Here is an 18271-nt window from a genome sequence, read left to right on the forward strand (position 1 = left end):
CGTGTTTCTCATCGATGGCTCGCATTCGTTGAAAGATGCCTGCTCTCGGCACGGCCTCGATCTCCGCGTCGAACGCCACGGAGATCGCAACAGTGTCGAACGTGTCTTTCGAGAGGTGAAACGGCGAACCTCTTCGTTTTCAAACTGTTTCAGCAACGCCAGAGCAGAAACTGCCGACGAGTGGTTACGAAAATTTGCCTTCGCGTGGAATCAGCTTATCTGAACACTATGCGAATCTCACCCACTGAACACTCACAGCAGATCCGTCGTCTCACTCATGGTTTCGGCGAGGGGCCGGCGGTCGTCGGCCCGCCGGCCCGCCAGCACACCCTCGATAGCGGCACAGATCTCTTCGATTGGCTCGTGAGTCTCGATGTAGACCGCGAGTCCGAACTCCTCCTCACCGACCTGTGTCAGTTCGAGTGCCTCCGTCCGAGAGAGATGCCCCTCGATCCAGTCGGTGACGATGTCGGCACCCATCGGACTCAGCGGCGAGACCGACTCACCGAGCAGATGGAGCGTCTTCGCCGCCGTCATCGGTGCGACGCCAGCGGCACGGCCTGCATCCCCGACCGATTTCCCCTGGCTGTACTGTTCGAGGACGGTCGCTGCTTCGGTCGCTGAACAGGGCAACTCCTCGGCGAAGGGGGTCAGTCGTTCCGACAGGTCCGCTTCGGTCACGTCGACGGTCGCGACACCGCGCTCGTCCTGTCGGTCGGTGATTTCGATCCCCTCGGCGATATCCGACAGTCCCATTATCACACTGTCAACTCGTCTTCCGTAATAAATGATTGCTCTTCCGTCGGGGTGAAATCCGCCCGCAGGAAGCAATTTACCTACCGGTTACCGGTAGGTGCGATTTCGCTGTAGGAGCAACATTGACCGCAACTCGCTCCCGTTTAAATGCGGGTTCGGTTCCAAGCATCTCGTGATGACAACTACGACACTTCGAAGCTGTCCGGAATGCGAGGGTCGCCTGCGAGCCGACGACTGCGAGACGATCTGTACTCAGTGCGGGTTGGTCGTTGACGAACACGCCATCGATCCCGGCCCGGAGTGGCGCTCGTTCAGCGACGACGACACGAATCCGGAACGGACCGGCGCACCCCTGACCCGATCGCGGCACGACAAAGGCCTCTCGACGGAGATCGGCCACTCCAACCGACTGACCGGGCGCAAGCGCCGCCGGGTCGCGCGGATGCGCCGCCAGCACAAACGGACCCAGATCAGGAGCAAAGCCGAGCGCAACCAGGTCTACGCTTTCACCGAGATCCGTCGGCTGATCAGCCGGCTGGACCTTCCCGAACACGTCCAGGAACAGTCCTGTGCGCTGTTCGAGTCCGCGCAGTCGGAGAATCTACTGCAGGGCCGCTCCATCGAGGGCTTCGCCGCGGCGGTCGTCTACGCGACCTGCCGGACCGCCTCCGTCTCCCGGACGGTCACGGAGATCACCGACGCCGCGAAATCCACGCGAGCGGAACTCGACGCCGCCTACGACGCGATGAATCGCAAACTCGGCCTCCCGACGGGCCCCATCGACGCCCGCGAATATCTGGCCCGCTTCGCGAGCAAACTCGACCTCCCCACTGAGGTCGAACAGCACGCCCGCGAACTCGCGACAGGCTTGCGCGAGCGCGGCGAGGACACGGGTCGCAACCCCGGCGGCGTTGCCGCTGCTTGTCTCTATACCGCTGCACAGCGCAGCGGGTACGACCTCACGCAGCGTGAGGCCGCCGACGTTGCGGACGTGACGCCGGTGACGCTCCGGCACACCTACAAAACGCTCGAACGAGAGGCCTGATCAGAACAGCACTGTCCCGTGATACCGGTCGCGCTCGGTCCGCCGCTTGTTCTGCAGTGTTTCGAGTCGAGCACCCAACTGGTCGCGCAAATCGCCTGCTGGCAGGAGTTCGTCGACCTGCATCTTCGCCGCCTGCGCCCGGATGTCGATGTGATCGTCGTACTCGGCGCGCATCATCTCCATGAACTCCTGGCGGTCCTCGCCGTCCATTCCCTCCAGTTGCTCGGCGAAAAGTGCCTGAATTGCGGCGTCTGGACCCATGACGGCAATCTCTGCGCTCGGGAGTGCAAGCGTCGCGTCCGGGCCGAAGGAGGGTCCGGCCATCGCGTAGATCCCCGCACCGTACGCTTTTCTGGTGATGACACAGATCTGCGGGACCTGCGCGTTCGAGGTGGCGTAGATGAACTTCCGGCCCTTCTGGAGGACGCCCTCGCGCTCGACAGCACTCCCGACCATGAATCCCGGCGTGTCACAGAGATAGATTAGCGGGATGCCGAAAGCGTCACAACTCCAGACGAAGCCGGCGCCCTTCTCCGCCGAATCCGGGAAGATCGCTCCGCTCTTGGCGGCGGGCTGGTTGGCGACGAATCCGACCGGTTGGCCGTCGATCCGCCCCAGTCCCGTCACGAGTTCAGGTGCAAACTCCGGCTTCAACTCGAAAAAGGAGTCCTCGTCGACCAGCCGGTCGATCACGCTGTGCACGTCGTAGGCCTTGTCCGGATCCTCGGGAATCTCCGTGTCGAGGCCCTTCGGGTTGATTGCTGGATTCGCCGGTGGCCGGGTTGGCAACTCGGCGTTGTGCCGCTGCGGCAGGTAGCCCAGCAGATCCCGGACCGCGTCGGCGGCCGCGGCCTCGTCTTCGACGACCAGATCCGCACTACCGGACTCACGGGCGTGGACCTGCGGACCACCCAACTGCTGCATCGTCGTCTGCTCGCCGGTGACGGCCTCGACCACGCGCGGGCTGGCGATGGCCATGCCCGCGATTTCCTCGACCATGATCAGGTAATCACAGAAGACGGGGGTGTACGCCGAGCCGGCGATATCCGGCCCGTAGAGCACGCCGATCTGCGGGACCTGTCCCGAGTGAATACACTGGTTGTAGAACATTCGCCCGCCGCGGTAGCGGTCCATGTGGGTGTCGCCTTTCTCTCGCTCGTCAAGATTGAGTCGGGCTCCCGTCGAGTCGATCAGCCGCAAGATTGGTGCGCCGGCTTCGACCGCCCGCTCGGCCAGCCGGATCTCCTTCTCGACGCCCATCTGACCCAGCGAGCCCGCCTTTACGGTGTAGTCGTGGGCCGCGAAGAAGATCTGGCGGCCGTTGATCTTCCCGACGCCGGTGATCAGTCCGTCCGCCGGCAGGTCGTCGTCGGCGGTGTGCCGGGCGAAGGTGCCGTCCTCGTAGCTGATCTCGTCGAAGATCCGGTCGAGTCGGTCGCGGACGAACAGTTTGCCCAACTCCTCGATTTTCTCGTGACCGCGCTCAGGCCCACCGGAGAGGATCTCCTCGATCTCGTCGCGCAGTCGTTGCTCGCGGTCGGTGATGACCGGATCGTCGTACCCGTCGCCGGCACTGGCGACCGATTTGTCGTCGACGACCAGATCGACCTCCTGACCGAGATGATTTGCGAGCGCGCTCGCGATGGCGCGTGCGCTTTCCTCGTCCGGCGGTGCGTCGATGTTGATTTTCATCGCCTCCTCCCCCGGTGTGCCCCTGGATACACCATATCGTGACACTCGGACGCGAGTATTAAAATAGTAGCCCGGACGGTCAGTCTGTTGAACTGTTCGGACCAACTGGATGGTCCCCGTTTACGACAGCGATCACACGCCTTCGTTGCTACCGACGACCCGTCGAACCGGTGTGAAAAGGGGTTCGGGAGCGGTTGGTTAATCCTCGATTTCGATCTCTCGGCCGGAGACGGCAGTCTCCTGGACCGGCAGCCGGACTTTGAGGATACCGTTCATGTACTCGGCTGTGATCTGCTCGTCAGCGACGGATTTCGGGAAGCGGAACCGGCGGTGATAGGTGCGTCGCTCGCCCCGCTGTTCGTCGCTATGTTCCGCCGCGATGTTCAACACGCCGTCGTCCCAGGAGGCTGTGATCTCCTCGGGATCGAATCCCGGCAGTTCGACGCTGAGGACGAACTCGTCGTCCTCCTCATACAGTTCGTAGTCGGTACTACCGGTTTCGAACAGTCGACTCGGGAAATCTAGGTTCTGCATCCAGGAGCTGGGTGCTGTTCGTGGCAGTGCCATTACTCAACACCTCGTTCCATTTGATGATTGTCCGCGGTTCTATATAAATTTGTCGTAGGCGGAAATTAGTTGCGACGGATACCAACAATCAAGCCCGTACTCGGCAAACCCGTGGTATGGACCGCCCCGAGTTGCGACGAGTCACCGAGGAGAGTGCGCGGGCGGGTGCGGCGGTCGCTCTGGAGCGGTTTCGGACCGACCTGACTGTCGAGCGAAAGTCGGGCAAGACGGACGTTGTTACCGCGGCTGACCGCAACGCTCAGCAGGCAGTCGTCGACCGGATTCACCGGACGTTTCCCGCCGATAGGATCTACGGCGAGGAGGCAGACACTGCCAGCGAAATCGCCGATGCTGGCCGAACGTGGATCATCGACCCCATCGACGGCACGAACAACTACGTCCGCGGCAACCGCCGCTGGGCGACCAGCGTCGCCTGCCTCGTCGATGGCTCGCCGGTCGCCGCCGCAAACGTTCTGCCGGCGATGGACGACGACTACGTCGGGACGGCCGACGGCGTCACCAGAAACGAGACGGGCGTTTCGGTCAGCGCTCACACCGACCCCGAGCAGTTCGAGGTCGCGCCGCTGATCTGGTGGCCCCTCGACCGCCGCGGGGAGTACGCGGCCGCAACCGAGGCGATTGTCCGCCACTTCGGCGACCTCCGCCGGCCCGGTTCCGCACAGGCCGCCCTCTCGCTGCTCGCTGCCGGCGGAATCGAGGGAGCGATCACGAACGTCGCGGCTGACCCGTGGGATACCGTCGCCGGCGCAGCGATGGTCGAGTGGGCCGGCGGGACGGTGACCGACCTCGACGGGGAGCAGTGGGAACCGGACTCCCGAGGCGTAGTCGCTTCCAATGGCACTGCTCACGACGTTGTACTCGCGGCTGCGAACGAAATCGAGGCTGCTCGGGAATGACTCCGCAGGCCGTATTCAGGCCCGCGTTTGCTCACTGACGGTTCGCTCCGCTCACCGTCTTGTTCACGACAGAAACACGCCGTCATCAGACTACGTCTGATGGGCCGAAAAATCGCTCTGCGATTTTACGCCGTCGCCAGAAATCGGAGATTTCTGGCTGCCCGTAAATTTTCGCAGAAAATTTACGCCGTCCCGAGAATCGAAGATTCTCGTGTGCCGAGAAATTGCGAAGCAATTTCACGCCGTCATCGAAACGCAGAGCGTTTCGATTGGCTCGACAGACGCACAGCGTCTGTCGAACGCCGCCAGGGCTCGAACCGATTGCAAGACGGTTCTGCTCGCCTCACTTCGTTCGGCTGTGCGGACTGCGACTTGCGTGTTCGAGCCTGGCGGGTTGCGGTTTCGTCGCTCACTGACGGTTTCGTCGCTCACCGTCTTGTTCACGACAGAAACACGCCGCCGCCAGGGCTCGAACCTGGGGCAACCTGGGTAACAACCAGGTGCTCTACCAACTGAGCTACGGCGGCTCGCATCCCATGATAGACGGATTGTTTTGATAGGCGTTTCGCTTCCGTCCCGCATCGACACGCTTTCACGCACTTGCCGGCAACCGATTGGTATGAGCGACGAGTTCGACGCTACCATCGACCGGGTTCGCGAGCGCGTCGAGCCCGCAGACACCGAACGCGACGCGCTTGATGCGACGACTGACCGGCTCGTCTCCCGCGCACGCGAAGCCATCGCCGACCTCCCCGTCGAGGCCGACGTGCTGCAGGTCGGCTCGACCGCCCGGGACACGTGGCTGGCCGGCGACCGCGATATCGACCTCTTCGTTCGGTTTCCGGCGGATCTCGACCGCGAGGAGCTGGAATCCTATGGACTCGAAATCGGTCACGAAGTCCTCCCCGACGGCCGCGAGGAGTACGCCGAACATCCCTACGTCGTCGGCGAACTCGACGGTTTCGAGGTCGATCTGGTCCCCTGCTACGATGTCGAAGACGCCACCGCCATCCAGTCCGCCGTCGACCGGACGCCGTTTCACACCGAATATGTCGAAGCCCGACTCACGCCCGAGTTAGCGAGCGACGTGCGAGTCTGCAAGCAGTTCTTTACCGGGATTGGCGTCTACGGAAGTGATCTCAAGACTCGCGGGTTTTCGGGCTTTCTGACGGAACTGCTCGTGCTCGAGTACGGCGGTTTCCGCCCGCTGATCGAGGCCGCCACAGAGTGGCACCCACCCGTCGAGTTCGACCCCGAAGACCACGGAACGGAGTCGTTCGACGACCCGCTCGTGGTGATCGATCCGACTGATCCCGAACGCAACGTCGCGGCTGTCCTCTCTGTGGAGAACGTTGCTCGCCTCCAGCATTTTGCCCGCGACCTCCTCGACGATCCACGCGAGTCACTGTTTACCGACCAGCAGCCCGACCCACTCGATGCTGACCGGATCATCGCGGAGTTCGACCGTCGCGGCACGACGCCCGTCGCGGTCCGGTTCGCTGCCCCGGATATCGTCGACGATCAGCTCTGGCCGCAGCTCGAACGATCCAGACAAGGCATCCGAGACGAACTCGACCGGCTCGGGTTCGACGTGTTCCGAACTGCCGCCTTCGCTGGCGAGGAGGCAGTCCTTCTGTTCGAACTCGCCGTCGCCGAGCGGCCCGCCGTCGAACGCCACGACGGACCGCCGGTCCACGTCCGGGAACACGCCGAGCGATTCTACGATGCCTACGACGACGAGGACGCCTACGGCCCATTCATCGACGAGGATCGGTACGTCGTCGAGCGTGATCGGGAGTTCACTTCGGCAGTCGGCTTTCTCGACAGCGACGCGCTGCTTGACGTTGCACTGGGCGCGCACGTCGAGTCCACACTCGAATCTGACTACGAGCTGCTCGTCGGCGAAGAACTCGGCGAACTCGCCGACGACTTCGGAGCGGAATTCGCTCGGTATCTCGATCCGACACCGCGGCAGTAGCGCCGAACGAACAGAACTGCTTACTGACGGAGCGCGGCCAGTGCCTCGGCCGCTTCCCGCGCAGCGGCGAGGTGTTCCTGTGCACGCTTCGGGTCGTCGGTCGCGGCAGCCTGCTGGCTAAAGCGCGTGAGCGCCGCTACCAGCGACTCCCGAGCAGCGGAGACACTTGCTTCGCCAGCGGTGGCGGGTCCCGTGCCGCTCGGCTGCTGTCCTGTCCGGGACGGCTGTCTCTGCTGGTCGGCTGCGGCGTTCGATTCTGCAGACTGGTTTTGCTGGGGCGCTGACTGCTGCGTCCGGGACTGTTCGACCGTCTCACTGATTCGGCGCGGATTCTCGGCAGGCGATTGTTGGGCTGCTGCGGGTTGGTTTGGCTGCTGACCGTTGACCTCCTCCGCAGGTGGCTGTTCGTCGCCCTGTGACTGATCGGATTGTTGCCCGAAGGAGACGCGGGCGTCGTCGCTCGGCGTCGTCACCTGGATATTGTCGCTGTCGTCCGCTTCATCTTCTCCATCCTCGGCTTCCTCGCCGCCTCTATCGACGGGCTTCTCGCAGGTGGGACAGAACTCCTGGCCCTCGTAGCGGAAGATTGGATCGCCACACTCCGAGCAGTGGGCGTTTGTCATCGTCGCCCCCTGCAAGAGGAGTTCGCTCATCTGCTCGGTCGCTTGGCGTTTCTCCTTGTCATGCTCGTATTTCTCCTTGAGTTTCTCGCGTTCGGCTTCCTTGTCGAAATTCTCGCTCATACACGAACGAACGCGACGAGGCGGAAAATGTGTTGTGACGTGTGCTCACCGTACCGTTGATATGGGTGCCATCTAAACGTAGGTGATATGGCTGCAGCCACGTACGACGATCCGGGGGAGATCGTCGATGCTATTATCGACGAACTTGGCACCGAAATCGTCGTGGGGACACCGCTCGGCATCGGGAAGGCAAACCACATTCTCAATGAGCTAGTCGGCCGAGCGCTCGACGATCCAGAACTTGAACTGTCGATCTGGACCGCGCTCACGCTCTCGAAACCAGAACCGGGGAGCGAACTCGAACGCCGGCTGCTCGAACCGATTGCTGACCGACTGTTCGGCTCGTATCAGAACCTCCGCTATGCCGAACTGTTGGACGAACAGTCGCTTCCGGAGAACATCGAGGTCCACCAGTTCTACTTCGCACCGGGCCAGCACATGGACAATCCGACCGCCCAGCAAGCCCACCACAGCGTCAACTACACCCACGCACTCCGGGCCTTTCGGGAGGCAGAACCGAATCTCCTGCTCCAACTGGTCGGCGTCGGCGAGTACGACGGCGACCGCCGCTACAACATCGCCTCGAACACCGATCTCTCGCGAGATCTGATCTCCTCGATGCGCGATGCACGCGAACAGGGTGAGCGCGAGACGATGATCGTCGGTGAAATCACGGCGGAGATGCCCTTCATGTACGGGGACGCCCCCGTCCGGACAGACCTGTTCGACGCCGTCCTCGACAACGAGACCGACCTCACACTGTTCGGCCCACCGAACGAAGCCGTCTCCTACGCCGATCAGGCGATCGGTCTTCGAGTCAGTTCGCTGCTCAAAGACGGTGGCACGCTCCAGATCGGAATCGGTGCCCTCGGCGATGCCATCGGCTGGGCGACGCAACTCCGGCACACACAAAACGACACCTATCGGGAGATCATCGACGACCTCGATCCCACCACTGAAGAATCCGTGCTGATCGACGACCTCGGCGGTCTCGGCCCCTTCGAGGAAGGGCTGTACGGCTCGACGGAGATGTTCGTCCAGGCCTTTCTAGAACTGTACGAAGCCGGTGTTCTCAGCCGCGAAGTCTACGAAGACCCCACGATCCAGCAACTTGCCGACGAAGGCATATTCGAAGACGAGATCACGCTCGAAACGCTCGACCGGCTGCTCGCAGAGGGTGCGATTTCGGCGGAACTCGACGCCGAAGATGTCGAGTATCTCAAGCGGTGGGGGATCTTCACAGAAGCTGTTTCCTACGAAGGTGGCGAGCTACAGATCGCCGGCGAGTCGATTCCGGCGAATCTCGGCGCGAGTCAGGCCCGCAGTGTAATCGCAGATCACGCCCTCGGCGAGTCGCTGTCCGGCGGTCGAGTGCTTCACGGCGGCTTCTTCATGGGCTCGCCGCAGTTCTACGAGGGGCTGCGGGAGATGAATTCAGACCGCCGCCGAAAACTCGCGATGACCAGCGTCCAGTTCACCAACGCACTGTACGGTGACCAGCAGTTGAAGCGCCGACAGCGTCGCCACGCCCGCTTCGTCAACACGGGGATGAAGGCGACGGTCACCGGCGGTGTGGTCTCGGACGGCACGGCAGACGGCCGGGTCGTCAGCGGTGTTGGCGGCCAGTTCAACTTCGTCAACCAGGCCCACGAACTCGACGACGGCCGCTCGATCATCATGATCCGCGCGACCCGCCAGAGCAGCGACGAGCCCGAATCAAACATTGTCTGGAACTACGGTCACCTCACCATTCCCCGTCATCTTCGGGATATCGTCGTCACGGAGTACGGTGTCGCCGACCTCCGCGGGAAATCCGATGCCGAGGTCATCGCCGAGATGATCCGGATTGCAGACTCGCGGTTTCAGGACGACCTCATCGAGCAGGCCAAAGACGCCGGGAAACTCCCCGCGGAGTGGGACCTTCCCGAGAGCGCACGGAACAACTACCCGGAGGAGATCAAATCCGCACTCGAACCGTACCGGGAACGGGACGTGTTGCCTCGATATCCCTACGGCTCGGATCTCACGGTCGAGGAACGTGAACTCGCCCAGGCGCTACAGGGGCTGCAATCTCGGATGACGGGCGACGGACTTCCCGACCTCTCGGTTGGCGGGCTCCGCAGGGCGCTGTTCACACCCAGCGCGGCCGAGCCCTATCTCGACCGGATGGGGCTTGCTTCGTCGTCGAATCCGAAGGAGTTCGCGTACAAGCGGCTCGTGACGCTCGCTCTTGCCGAGGAAGGAATTATTTGAATCCTACAGTTCGCTCTCGTGGGTGACCGCGCTGCGGTCGATTTCCGAGACGCTGTCCCGGCCGGCCAGCCCCATCGTCAGATCGAAATCGGCGAGCGTGTTTTCGAGGACGTGCTCGACACCGGCCTGTCCGCCGACAGCCAGCCCGTAAATGAACGGCCGGCCGAGCAGGCCGACATCGGCACCGACGGCGAGCGCTCGGAAGAGATCCGAGCCACGACGGAGTCCCGAGTCGAAGGTGACTGTCGTCTCGTCGCCGACGCGGTCGGCAATTGCCGGCAGCGCCTCGATTGCGGTGATCGAGCCGTCGACCTGTCGGCCGCCGTGGGTGGAGACACCGATTCCCTCTGCCCCTGCGTCGATGGCCTTCTCGGCGTCGTCTGGATGGAGGACGCCTTTGATGTGGACCGGCAGATCGGTGTTCTCGAAGACGAAGGCGAGATCCTCCCACGTCAGCGAGGAGTCACCGAAGATATCGAGGAAGTGCTGCACTGCGGCTTCAGTGTCTTCCTCGGGCGGATTCTCTAGCTGTGAGCGGAACTCGGGATCGCTGAAGTAGTTTGCCACGCCGTCACCGTTGAGGAAGGGGTAGTAGCCCCGCTCGATCAGCCGCTCGCGCCAGCCGAGAATCGGTGCGTCGACGGTGAGCACGATGCCGTCGTAGCCGGCCTCTTCGGCCCGGTTGAGGAAGGATCGCGCGATATCCTCGTCGGAGGACCAGTAGAACTGGAAGTACTTCGGCGTGTCACCGAGTTCCTCGGCAACATCTTCCATCGGTGTCGAGGACAGCGAGGAGAGGATGAACGGGACGTTCATTTCGCGTGCTGCGCGTGCCGTCGCCAGTTCGCCCTCCTCGTGGGCGAGATTCTGGATACCAAGCGGCGTGATCGCCAGCGGGAAATCGATCTCCTGACCCATGAATTCCGTCGAGAGATCGCGCTCTTCGACGCCCTGCAGCATGCGCGGGACGATCCGCCAGTCGGAGAAATCCTGTTCGCGCTCGAAGGTCACCTCGGCGCCGGCCCCCCCGTGGATGTACGCGCGGGCTTCCTCACTCATCTCCTCGTGGGCCTGCTTGCGCAGGTCTTCGTAGCTCACCGGGAAATCCGGTGTCTCGTCTTCGAGCATTCCCTCCCGATAGACCCTGTTCAGGACCTGATCTCCAAATCGCATGTATTCGTGTTTTACTGCACTAAGAAAACCCCTCCGTTCGACGGTCGGTCCTTGATACGTTCACCGCTCTGGGGCGGGCCGCAGACTCCGTGCTCTGGGGTGACAACTCGGAACACAGCCTCGAAAGTTAGTTCAATCCCGCCACCGATAGCCAGCATATATGGCTGAGAGCGAGCGCGGCTACGATCCGAGCGCGGTCGAAACGCGATGGCAACGTGCGTGGGACGAGGAGTCGGTCTTTCGGACGCCCGACGATGCCGAGGATATCTCCTATGTCTTGGGGATGTTCCCCTACACCTCCGGCAGTCTCCACATGGGTCACGTCCGAAACTACACGATCACGGACGCTTACGCCCGATACAAGCGACTCCAGGGCGAAGATGTCCTCCATCCGATGGGCTGGGACTCCTTCGGTCTGCCGGCGGAAAACGCCGCCGAAGAGCGCGATACGAACCCGCGGGAGTGGACCCTCTCGTGCATCGAGACGATGCGCGAGCAGATGGACGCGATGGGATTCGGCTACGACTGGGACCGGGAGGTTATGACCTGCGACCCCGACTACTTCCGCTGGAACCAGTGGCTGTTCAAACAGTTCCACGAAGAGGACCTCGTCGAGCGCAAGGCATCCGAGGTCAACTGGTGTCCCTCCTGCGAGACGGTTCTGGCCGACGAACAGGTCGAAGGCGACGCCGAACTCTGCTGGCGCTGTGATACCCCGGTGACCCAGCGCAACCTCGACCAGTGGTTTTTCACGATCACCGATTACGCCGACGAACTGGTCGATGCGCTCGACGACCTGGAGGGCTGGCCCGACAGCGTTCGTGCGATGCAACGGGATTGGATCGGCCGCCAGCACGGTGCTGTCGTCCCCTTCGAGGTCGAGGGCTACGGCGACGTGGAAATCTTCACGACCCGCCTGGATACGATCCACGGTGCCACCTTCTTCGCGCTCGCACCTGACAGCGACATCGCCCAGGATATCGCCGAAGACGACGACGATGTTGCTCACTTCATCGAGCACGAGGCAGATCCCGACGGTGACGAACCCAACGGCGTCGCGACGGGACTCACCGCCACCAATCCCGCGACGGGCGAGGAGATGCCCGTCTTCGTCGCCGACTTCGTGCTCTCCGACGTGGGGACGGGCGCGCTGATGGCCGTGCCTGCCCACGACGAGCGCGACCACGCCTTCGCGACGAAGAAAGACGTGCGGATCGAGCCGGTCGTCAAGCCCGAGGATGGCGAGGTTCCGGACGTGACCGAGGAGGCCTACACCGAGGATGGCGTCCTCGTCAACTCCGGCGAGTACGACGGACTCACCAGCGAAGACGCTCGCTCGCAACTGGAAGACGACCTGCCCGGCGCGCGCCACGACACGCAGTATCAGCTCCGCGATTGGGGCGTCTCCCGCCAGCGCTACTGGGGCACGCCGATTCCGGTCATTCACTGCGACGACTGTGGTCCGGTGATGGTCCCCGACGAAGACCTGCCGGTCGAACTGCCGGAGTTCGTCCAGACGACCGGCAACCCCCTCGAAGAGGTCGACGAGTTCGTCGAGACCGAGTGTCCCGAATGCGGTGGGTCCGCCCGCCGGGAGACGGACACGATGGACACCTTCGTCGACTCCTCGTGGTACTTCCTGCGGTACATCTCGCCGGATCTGGAGGACGCGCCGTTCGACACCGAGCAGGCCAACGACTGGATGCCGGTCGATCAGTACGTCGGCGGCATCGAACACGCGGTCATGCATCTGCTGTACTCCCGGTTTGTGACCAAAGCCGTCGCGGACATGGACATGCTCGACCACCGCGAACCGTTCGAGCGACTGGTCACCCAGGGGATGGTCCTGCTGGAGGGCGAGAAGATGTCCAAATCGAAGGGTAACGTCGTCTCTCCGCAGAACATCGTCGAGGAGTACGGTGCGGACACGGCTCGGCTGTTCACCATGCAGGCCGCCCGGCCCGAGCGGGAGTTCAACTGGACCGACGAGGGGGTCGAATCCAGCCACCAGTTCCTCAATCAACTCTACGATGCCGTCGAGGATTTTGTCGCCGATCCGCCTGAGGGCGACGGCGGCGACGTGACAGAATACGTCGAGCGAGAGATCGATTACGTGATCGCTGTCGCGGAGGAGAGCTACGAAGAAATGACCTTCACCACGGCGCTGCGGGAGGCCCAAGAGATCATCTCGCTGCTGGACCGATATGCGCGGTACACCGAGCCGAACCCGGAGACGGTCCGACGAGCGCTGGAGACGGTCGTTCGCATCCTTGCGCCGGTCGCGCCGCACATCACCGAGGAACTGTGGCGCGAACTCGGCCACGATGACTTCGTCGTCAACGCTGACTGGCCCGCTGTCGACGGCGAACTGGAGACGCTCGAACGCGAGCGAACGCTCATCGAGGAGACCCGCGAGGACGTGCGTCAGATCGTCGACGTGGCTGATATCGGCGACCCCGCGGAGGTCATCATCGCCGTCGCGCCCGAGTGGAAGTACGACGCCCACGAACTCGCCCGTGAGTTCGACGGCGGCAACCTCGTCGGCGAGATCATGGGCCGCGAGGAGTTCCGCGAGTACGATGGCGCGCCCGACTACGCCAAGGATCTGCAGGCCGAACGGCAGTCGCTCAAGGCGCAGTTGCCGCCAGAGCACGAGGCGTCGGTGCTCTCGCGGGCCCGCTGGCTGGTCGCCGAGGAGTTCGACGCCGACGTGACGATCAAGACGGGCGAGGAAGCCAGCGGTGATCTGGCGAAGAAGGCCGAACCCGGTCGCCCGGCGATCCGCATCGAGGAGTAAGCGAATTCGTCGTCTCGCGGCCCGTCCCTCCGTCTGTTCACGGCTTCGAAATCCTTTTACGCGGTTCGGGGGGAATATATAGCAAGACTATGGATCTCGATATCATCGAGGAAGACGAAAATCCGATGCTGCACAGAACGGACGTGACCTTCGAGATGGTCCACGAAGAAGCAACCCCTTCGCGACTCTCCGTGCGTGACTCGCTCGCAGCCAAACTGAACAAAGACTCCGCGGAAGTCGTCATCCGCAAACTCGACACGAAGTTCGGGATGCGAAAGACCGTCGGCTCCGCGAAGGTCTACGAGTCGCCGGAACACGCACAGGACGTCGAGCAGGACCACATGCTCGACCGCAACAAGATCGGCGCCGACGAGGAGGCCGACGCCGAGGCCGAGGAGGCATAAGATGCCCCGATACGAACTCTACGACGAGGAGGGCTCGACCGACCGCGAACAGTGCACCCGCTGCGGGGACTCGTTCCTCGCAGACCACGGCGACCGCCTTCACTGCGGGAAGTGCGGCTACACCGAGTGGCAATAACTGGTTTTCGCGCGACTTCGCGAGTTTACGCTACCCACGCAGTGCTTCGACCGGCCGTTCGCCGGCCGCCTTCCACGCCGGATAGGCGCCGCTGACCAGCGCGACAGTGATCCCGAAGACGAACCCAGCGAAGAGATAGGCGCCGTTGCGCCAGACCAGCACCACGTCCAGCCCGACCGGTGTCACTGCCCACAGAAGCAACGCCGCGATGCCCGACAGCACCGCGCCGGTGAACCCGCCAATCGCACCCAAGAGCGTGGCTTCGGCGAGCAGCAGCCGGAGCACACTCTCCCGGTGAATTCCAACCGCCCGCATCAGTCCGATCTCGCCGCGGCGCTCTGCCGTCGACATGAGCATCAGGTTGAGGATGCTCACGCCCGCGACGAGCAGCGAGACGCTACCCAGCGCGATCAGGAAGCGGTTGAGCAGCGTGAAAAACTCCGAGATCGTATCGAGCAACTCCGAGAGCTCGAAGATATCGACCTGCTCGGTCCTGACGTTCAGCCGCTCGCGGATATCCGTCGCGACGGCCGTCGCGTCGTTCGGCGAGTCGGCGACGACCACCGCCTGATCGTAGCCGCCGGTGAACTCCCGCTCTGCCAGGACGATAGCGTTGTTCGGCTGAATCGGCGTGATATCCTCACTCGATTCGAGCACCCCGACGACGCGGTAGGACTGGCCGTCGACATCGACGGTGCCGCCGACCTGCAGATCCAGCGAGTTCGCGACACTCGGTCCGACGAAGGCACCGCCACGGTGCTGGGCGGGCAACGCTCTCTCCTGAGCCTCGAACAGCGCCGCCGGATTGTCGATGCCGTAGACCTGCGCCGGCGTCTGTCCCCCACCGGCACTGACCAGCCCGTTCTCGACGTAGACCGGTACGGCCGTCCCGCGACCGACCGCCGCGCGTTCGACGCCCTGGACCTGCCGCGGCGTCAGCGCGTCGGCCTGGGTCTCCTCGGAGGGCGAGACGATCACCTGATTGCCAATGCCGCCGAGTTCCTGACTCGCCGAGAGTTGGAGCACTGTGCCGAAGACACCGAGAACGACGATCACGAAGACGCCGATAGCGATGCCGAGCGCGGCGAGCACCGAGCGCAAGCGGTTTCGCTTGAGATTTCGCCAGGCCAGCGCGAGTGCAGGGAATCGCCATATTCCGCCGTTCATTCCCGCCTGATCGGTCGCGCCGCCGTCGACGGCCGACCCGGGTTCGGGATCAGGTGGCGAAGCCATCGTCACCCTCCCCGAGTCGGCCGTCGACGAGCCTGACGGTTCGGTCGGCATACTCGGTCACGAGTTCGTCGTGGGTCACGGCGACGACGGCGACGCCGCGGTCACAGATCCGTTTCACTTCCTCCAGAATCTTGATGCCCGTATCGCGGTCGAGGTTGCCTGTCGGCTCGTCGGCCAGCAGTACGTCCGGCTGGTTGATCAGTGCCCGCGCGATGGCCACGCGCTGTTTCTGGCCGCCGGAGAGTTCGTCTGGCGTGTGATCCAGTCGGTCGCCGAGGCCGACGCGACCGAGCAGATCGACCGCCCGATCCGCGTACCGGCCGCCTGTAAACGCCGTTGGCAGGGTGACGTTCTCGACGGCCGTCAGCGTCGGGAGCAGGTGAAAATCCTGGAAGACGAAGCCGATGTACTCCCGGCGGGCGTCGGTCAACTCCGCCTCCGAGAGGTCGGTCACGTCCTGGCCGTCGAGCCGGACAACTCCCTCTGTGGGTGCGTCGAGCAGCCCCAAGAGGTTCAGCATCGTACTCTTGCCGCTGCCGCTGGGGCCGACGATGGCGAGAAACTCGCCGCCGTAGACCGACAGGTCGACATCGGCCAGCGCGGTGACCGTCTCTGCGCCGACGTATCGTTTGGTGACCGACTCCAGACTGATCGCAGGCTCGTCTGCGATCGTCGGCGTGGCCTGGTGTGTGTCGCTCATTCGCGGCGGATGAAGATCACGATCACGCTGAACAACATCAACAGCGCGAGTACGACCCCGCCGACGAGTATCGCCGGCGGATTGTTGTTCGGCTGGTCGGTCACTGGCTCCTCGATCGGCAGTTCGACCTGTCTGGTCCGTCGATCACCGTCGACGAGATAGGTCACCTCCAACGGAATCGACGACGCGTTCTCCTCGACCGCTGCCGTTAGCTCGAAGGGCGCGAAGGCGTTCTCGTCGACTTCACCGACGAAGAAGTCCCTGTTCGGATAGACTGGCTGGACGCCGGTGCCGGATTCGACGGCGACGACGACGCCAGAGACGGGACTCCCGCCGGGGTTACCGATATCACCGGTGATCTCGACCTCCCCATCGCCGCTCTCGATATCCACGCTCGTGACGCTCACGGCGCCGCGACTACCCGCGGGATCGAACGTCGCCGTCGCCGTGGAGCTATTCACGCCGATATCGTAGCTGGTATCGAAGACGACCTCTGCGGCGGGCGTTCGCGCGAGCGAGACTGTCACTGACTGTTCGCTGCCGGGCGCGAGTTCGTCGGCCACGGGCCGTGCACCGAGTGACTGGTTCCCGGCGCGGGGATCGAGCACGACGTTCTGGATCGGTGCGTTCCCGAGGTTGCTGACGACGACTTCGACATCACCTGGCCGGCCGTTGTCCTCTTGCTGCTGGTTGTTTCCATCGAGAATCCCGTCGACTCCGACGCCGAGATCCTGATTCTGCTGATCTTGGTCCTCGGTATCCGTCTCGACCCGGACAGAGACATCCTCTTCGAGTGGGGGTACCGAAAGCACCGTCGAGTGCTCCCGGGTCGCCGACGTTCCGGCGGCCGTCGTATACGAGAGATTCGTCCGGAGCAACGCTTCGCCGGCGGTCTCCGGCCGCACCGTGAACTCGACGTTCGCCTGCGCCCCGGCGGCGAGGGTCGGGATCACCTGACGGTCGACGACTCCCTCCAGACCGCCGCCGTCGACCGTCGCGACGATATTCCGAAGTGCCACTTCCGTCGGGTTCGAGACGGTCACCGAGATACCCGACGCTGTGCCCTGAATCGCCGAGCGGTTGTTCACTTCGACCGTCGGCGCGCCGGGCTCGACGACGAACTGGACCGGCCGGGTCACGACCACCGGTTCGCCGTTCGCGTTCGATCCTCGCAGGCGCGCGCTGAGCCGTTTCTCTCCCGGCCGGTCGAACGTCGTCGTCAGCGGGACGGTGATCGACTCGCCGGCCGAGAGCGACCCGGTACCCTCCGCGCTGGCGAGCGTTTCGTTTCCGTCCCGGAGTTCCACCGCGTCGACCTCGACTGGCTGTGTACTTCCGCCGGAACTCGCGACGGTGATCGGCACTGTCACCGGCGCGCCGGCGGTCGGCGTCTCTGGCTCGATAGCAACGTCGTCGACGGTGAGTCTGACCGCGGGCACCGCCGAGACGACGACGGTCTCCTCGCGGGTGATCGTCACTCGCTCGTCCTGCTCGTCGACGCCTGTGAACTCGAAAGTGACCGTGTAGGTCCCGGGCTCGTCGAAGGTCGTCGTAAAAGGCACACCCACGCTGTCGCCCGGTGAGAGCGTCCCGACGTTTTCTTTCTCACTGATCTCGTCGCCGTCGACCGTCGCGGTGACTTCAGTGATTTCGACAGGCTCGTCGCTGCCGGCCGAACTCGATACCGTCGGCGTGATGGTCACCGGCTCGCCGGCGGTCGGTTCCTCCGGCGCGACCGTCACGTCAGAGACCGTCAGTTGGGCGTTCGGGACCGCACCACCAGTCCCGGCCAAGAGTACGAGAGCGACGCTGCAAGCTGCGGCGAACGCACGCCAATCCATACCCGTTTGAAGGGTTGCCGACCGTTAGATGTGACG

The 18271-nt window shown here is 63.5% G+C and carries 16 protein-coding genes, 1 tRNA gene and 1 pseudogene; 8 read left to right on the forward strand and 10 right to left on the reverse strand.

The window, feature by feature from the left end; genetic code table 11:
- Positions 1–223: pseudogene (locus tag V8P86_RS17920) on the forward strand (IS6 family transposase); the annotation flags it as partial.
- Positions 224–252: 29 nt separating this feature from the next.
- Here V8P86_RS17920 and V8P86_RS17925 read toward each other — a convergent pair.
- On the reverse strand, positions 253–756 hold the full coding sequence (locus tag V8P86_RS17925) for a DUF7858 family protein (protein WP_336328661.1): 504 nt from the start codon (positions 754–756) through the stop codon (positions 253–255).
- Positions 757–931: 175 nt separating this feature from the next.
- Between V8P86_RS17925 and V8P86_RS17930 the strand changes: the two genes are divergently transcribed.
- Positions 932–1801, forward strand: coding sequence for a transcription initiation factor IIB (locus tag V8P86_RS17930; RefSeq protein ID WP_336328662.1), 870 nt, complete (start codon positions 932–934; stop codon positions 1799–1801).
- Here V8P86_RS17930 and V8P86_RS17935 read toward each other — a convergent pair whose 3' ends face one another.
- A complete protein-coding gene (locus V8P86_RS17935; RefSeq protein WP_336328663.1) occupies positions 1802–3493 on the reverse strand; it encodes an acyl-CoA carboxylase subunit beta in 1692 nt (563 codons plus the stop codon).
- 198 nt (positions 3494–3691) lie between these two features.
- Positions 3692–4060: an Hsp20/alpha crystallin family protein gene (locus tag V8P86_RS17940; protein ID WP_336328664.1), complete on the reverse strand. Its 369-nt coding sequence runs from the start codon at positions 4058–4060 to the stop codon at positions 3692–3694.
- A gap of 116 nt (positions 4061–4176) precedes the next feature.
- On the opposite strand from V8P86_RS17940, the gene V8P86_RS17945 reads away from it, so the two are divergent.
- Positions 4177–4977: an inositol monophosphatase family protein gene (locus tag V8P86_RS17945; RefSeq protein ID WP_336328665.1), complete on the forward strand. Its 801-nt coding sequence runs from the start codon at positions 4177–4179 to the stop codon at positions 4975–4977.
- Positions 4978–5214: 237 nt separating this feature from the next.
- Here the strand turns inward: V8P86_RS17945 and V8P86_RS17950 are convergent, their stop codons facing one another.
- Positions 5215–5409, reverse strand: coding sequence for a hypothetical protein (locus V8P86_RS17950; RefSeq protein WP_336328666.1), 195 nt, complete (start codon positions 5407–5409; stop codon positions 5215–5217).
- 22 nt (positions 5410–5431) lie between these two features.
- Positions 5432–5504 (reverse strand) — tRNA-Asn (locus tag V8P86_RS17955).
- Positions 5505–5596: 92 nt separating this feature from the next.
- Here V8P86_RS17955 and cca point away from each other — a divergent pair.
- Positions 5597–6955, forward strand: coding sequence for a CCA tRNA nucleotidyltransferase (cca, locus tag V8P86_RS17960; protein WP_336328667.1), 1359 nt, complete (start codon positions 5597–5599; stop codon positions 6953–6955).
- A gap of 20 nt (positions 6956–6975) precedes the next feature.
- Here cca and V8P86_RS17965 read toward each other — a convergent pair whose 3' ends face one another.
- Positions 6976–7698 (reverse strand): Sjogren's syndrome/scleroderma autoantigen 1 family protein, encoded by a 723-nt coding sequence (locus V8P86_RS17965; RefSeq protein WP_336328668.1) that lies wholly within the window; start codon positions 7696–7698, stop codon positions 6976–6978.
- An 87-nt stretch (positions 7699–7785) separates the two neighbouring features.
- On the opposite strand from V8P86_RS17965, the gene V8P86_RS17970 reads away from it, so the two are divergent.
- Positions 7786–9951 (forward strand): acetyl-CoA hydrolase/transferase C-terminal domain-containing protein, encoded by a 2166-nt coding sequence (locus tag V8P86_RS17970; RefSeq protein ID WP_336328669.1) that lies wholly within the window; start codon positions 7786–7788, stop codon positions 9949–9951.
- A gap of 3 nt (positions 9952–9954) precedes the next feature.
- Here the strand turns inward: V8P86_RS17970 and V8P86_RS17975 are convergent, their stop codons facing one another.
- The gene (locus tag V8P86_RS17975; RefSeq protein ID WP_336328670.1) at positions 9955–11124 is read right to left on the reverse strand and encodes an alpha-hydroxy-acid oxidizing protein; all 1170 of its coding nucleotides are present in this window, start codon (positions 11122–11124) and stop codon (positions 9955–9957) included.
- Positions 11125–11284: 160 nt separating this feature from the next.
- On the opposite strand from V8P86_RS17975, the gene leuS reads away from it, so the two are divergent.
- From leuS to V8P86_RS17990, 3 genes are all read left to right on the forward strand, one after another.
- Positions 11285–13921 (forward strand): leucine--tRNA ligase, encoded by a 2637-nt coding sequence (leuS, locus tag V8P86_RS17980; protein ID WP_336328671.1) that lies wholly within the window; start codon positions 11285–11287, stop codon positions 13919–13921.
- A gap of 89 nt (positions 13922–14010) precedes the next feature.
- On the forward strand, positions 14011–14325 hold the full coding sequence (locus V8P86_RS17985) for a 30S ribosomal protein S24e (protein ID WP_336328672.1): 315 nt from the start codon (positions 14011–14013) through the stop codon (positions 14323–14325).
- Position 14326: 1 nt separating this feature from the next.
- Complete coding sequence (locus V8P86_RS17990) at positions 14327–14461, forward strand: 30S ribosomal protein S27ae (RefSeq protein WP_336328673.1); 135 nt, start codon at positions 14327–14329, stop codon at positions 14459–14461.
- 30 nt (positions 14462–14491) lie between these two features.
- Here V8P86_RS17990 and V8P86_RS17995 read toward each other — a convergent pair whose 3' ends face one another.
- Genes V8P86_RS17995 through V8P86_RS18005 form a run of 3 tightly spaced genes read right to left on the reverse strand, consistent with a single transcriptional unit; the run spans position 14492 to position 18235 of the window.
- Complete coding sequence (locus tag V8P86_RS17995; protein WP_336328674.1) at positions 14492–15694, reverse strand: ABC transporter permease; 1203 nt, start codon at positions 15692–15694, stop codon at positions 14492–14494.
- On the reverse strand, positions 15678–16394 hold the full coding sequence (locus V8P86_RS18000) for an ABC transporter ATP-binding protein (protein ID WP_336328675.1): 717 nt from the start codon (positions 16392–16394) through the stop codon (positions 15678–15680). Before V8P86_RS18000 ends, V8P86_RS17995 begins: the two co-directional genes overlap by 17 nt.
- Positions 16391–18235: a COG1361 family protein gene (locus V8P86_RS18005; RefSeq protein WP_336328676.1), complete on the reverse strand. Its 1845-nt coding sequence runs from the start codon at positions 18233–18235 to the stop codon at positions 16391–16393. The genes V8P86_RS18000 and V8P86_RS18005 overlap by 4 nt, the downstream gene beginning before the upstream one ends.
- Positions 18236–18271: the final 36 nt, after the last annotated feature.

The organism is Halovenus anhuiensis (assembly GCF_037080055.1).
In the GTDB taxonomy this organism is placed as follows: domain Archaea; phylum Halobacteriota; class Halobacteria; order Halobacteriales; family Haloarculaceae; genus Halovenus.

Coding starts and splice junctions, on each gene's coding strand:
- V8P86_RS17965 (WP_336328668.1), bottom strand. CDS start 7,698: ATGAGCGAGAATTTCGACAAGGAAGCCGAACGCGAGAAACTCAAGGAG.
- V8P86_RS17930 (WP_336328662.1), top strand. CDS start 932: ATGACAACTACGACACTTCGAAGCTGTCCGGAATGCGAGGGTCGCCTG.
- V8P86_RS17940 (WP_336328664.1), bottom strand. CDS start 4,060: ATGGCACTGCCACGAACAGCACCCAGCTCCTGGATGCAGAACCTAGAT.
- V8P86_RS17990 (WP_336328673.1), top strand. CDS start 14,327: ATGCCCCGATACGAACTCTACGACGAGGAGGGCTCGACCGACCGCGAA.
- V8P86_RS18000 (WP_336328675.1), bottom strand. CDS start 16,394: ATGAGCGACACACACCAGGCCACGCCGACGATCGCAGACGAGCCTGCG.
- V8P86_RS17935 (WP_336328663.1), bottom strand. CDS start 3,493: ATGAAAATCAACATCGACGCACCGCCGGACGAGGAAAGCGCACGCGCC.
- V8P86_RS18005 (WP_336328676.1), bottom strand. CDS start 18,235: ATGGATTGGCGTGCGTTCGCCGCAGCTTGCAGCGTCGCTCTCGTACTC.
- V8P86_RS17970 (WP_336328669.1), top strand. CDS start 7,786: ATGGCTGCAGCCACGTACGACGATCCGGGGGAGATCGTCGATGCTATT.
- V8P86_RS17975 (WP_336328670.1), bottom strand. CDS start 11,124: ATGCGATTTGGAGATCAGGTCCTGAACAGGGTCTATCGGGAGGGAATG.
- V8P86_RS17925 (WP_336328661.1), bottom strand. CDS start 756: ATGGGACTGTCGGATATCGCCGAGGGGATCGAAATCACCGACCGACAG.
- V8P86_RS17945 (WP_336328665.1), top strand. CDS start 4,177: ATGGACCGCCCCGAGTTGCGACGAGTCACCGAGGAGAGTGCGCGGGCG.
- V8P86_RS17995 (WP_336328674.1), bottom strand. CDS start 15,694: ATGGCTTCGCCACCTGATCCCGAACCCGGGTCGGCCGTCGACGGCGGC.
- leuS (WP_336328671.1), top strand. CDS start 11,285: ATGGCTGAGAGCGAGCGCGGCTACGATCCGAGCGCGGTCGAAACGCGA.
- cca (WP_336328667.1), top strand. CDS start 5,597: ATGAGCGACGAGTTCGACGCTACCATCGACCGGGTTCGCGAGCGCGTC.
- V8P86_RS17985 (WP_336328672.1), top strand. CDS start 14,011: ATGGATCTCGATATCATCGAGGAAGACGAAAATCCGATGCTGCACAGA.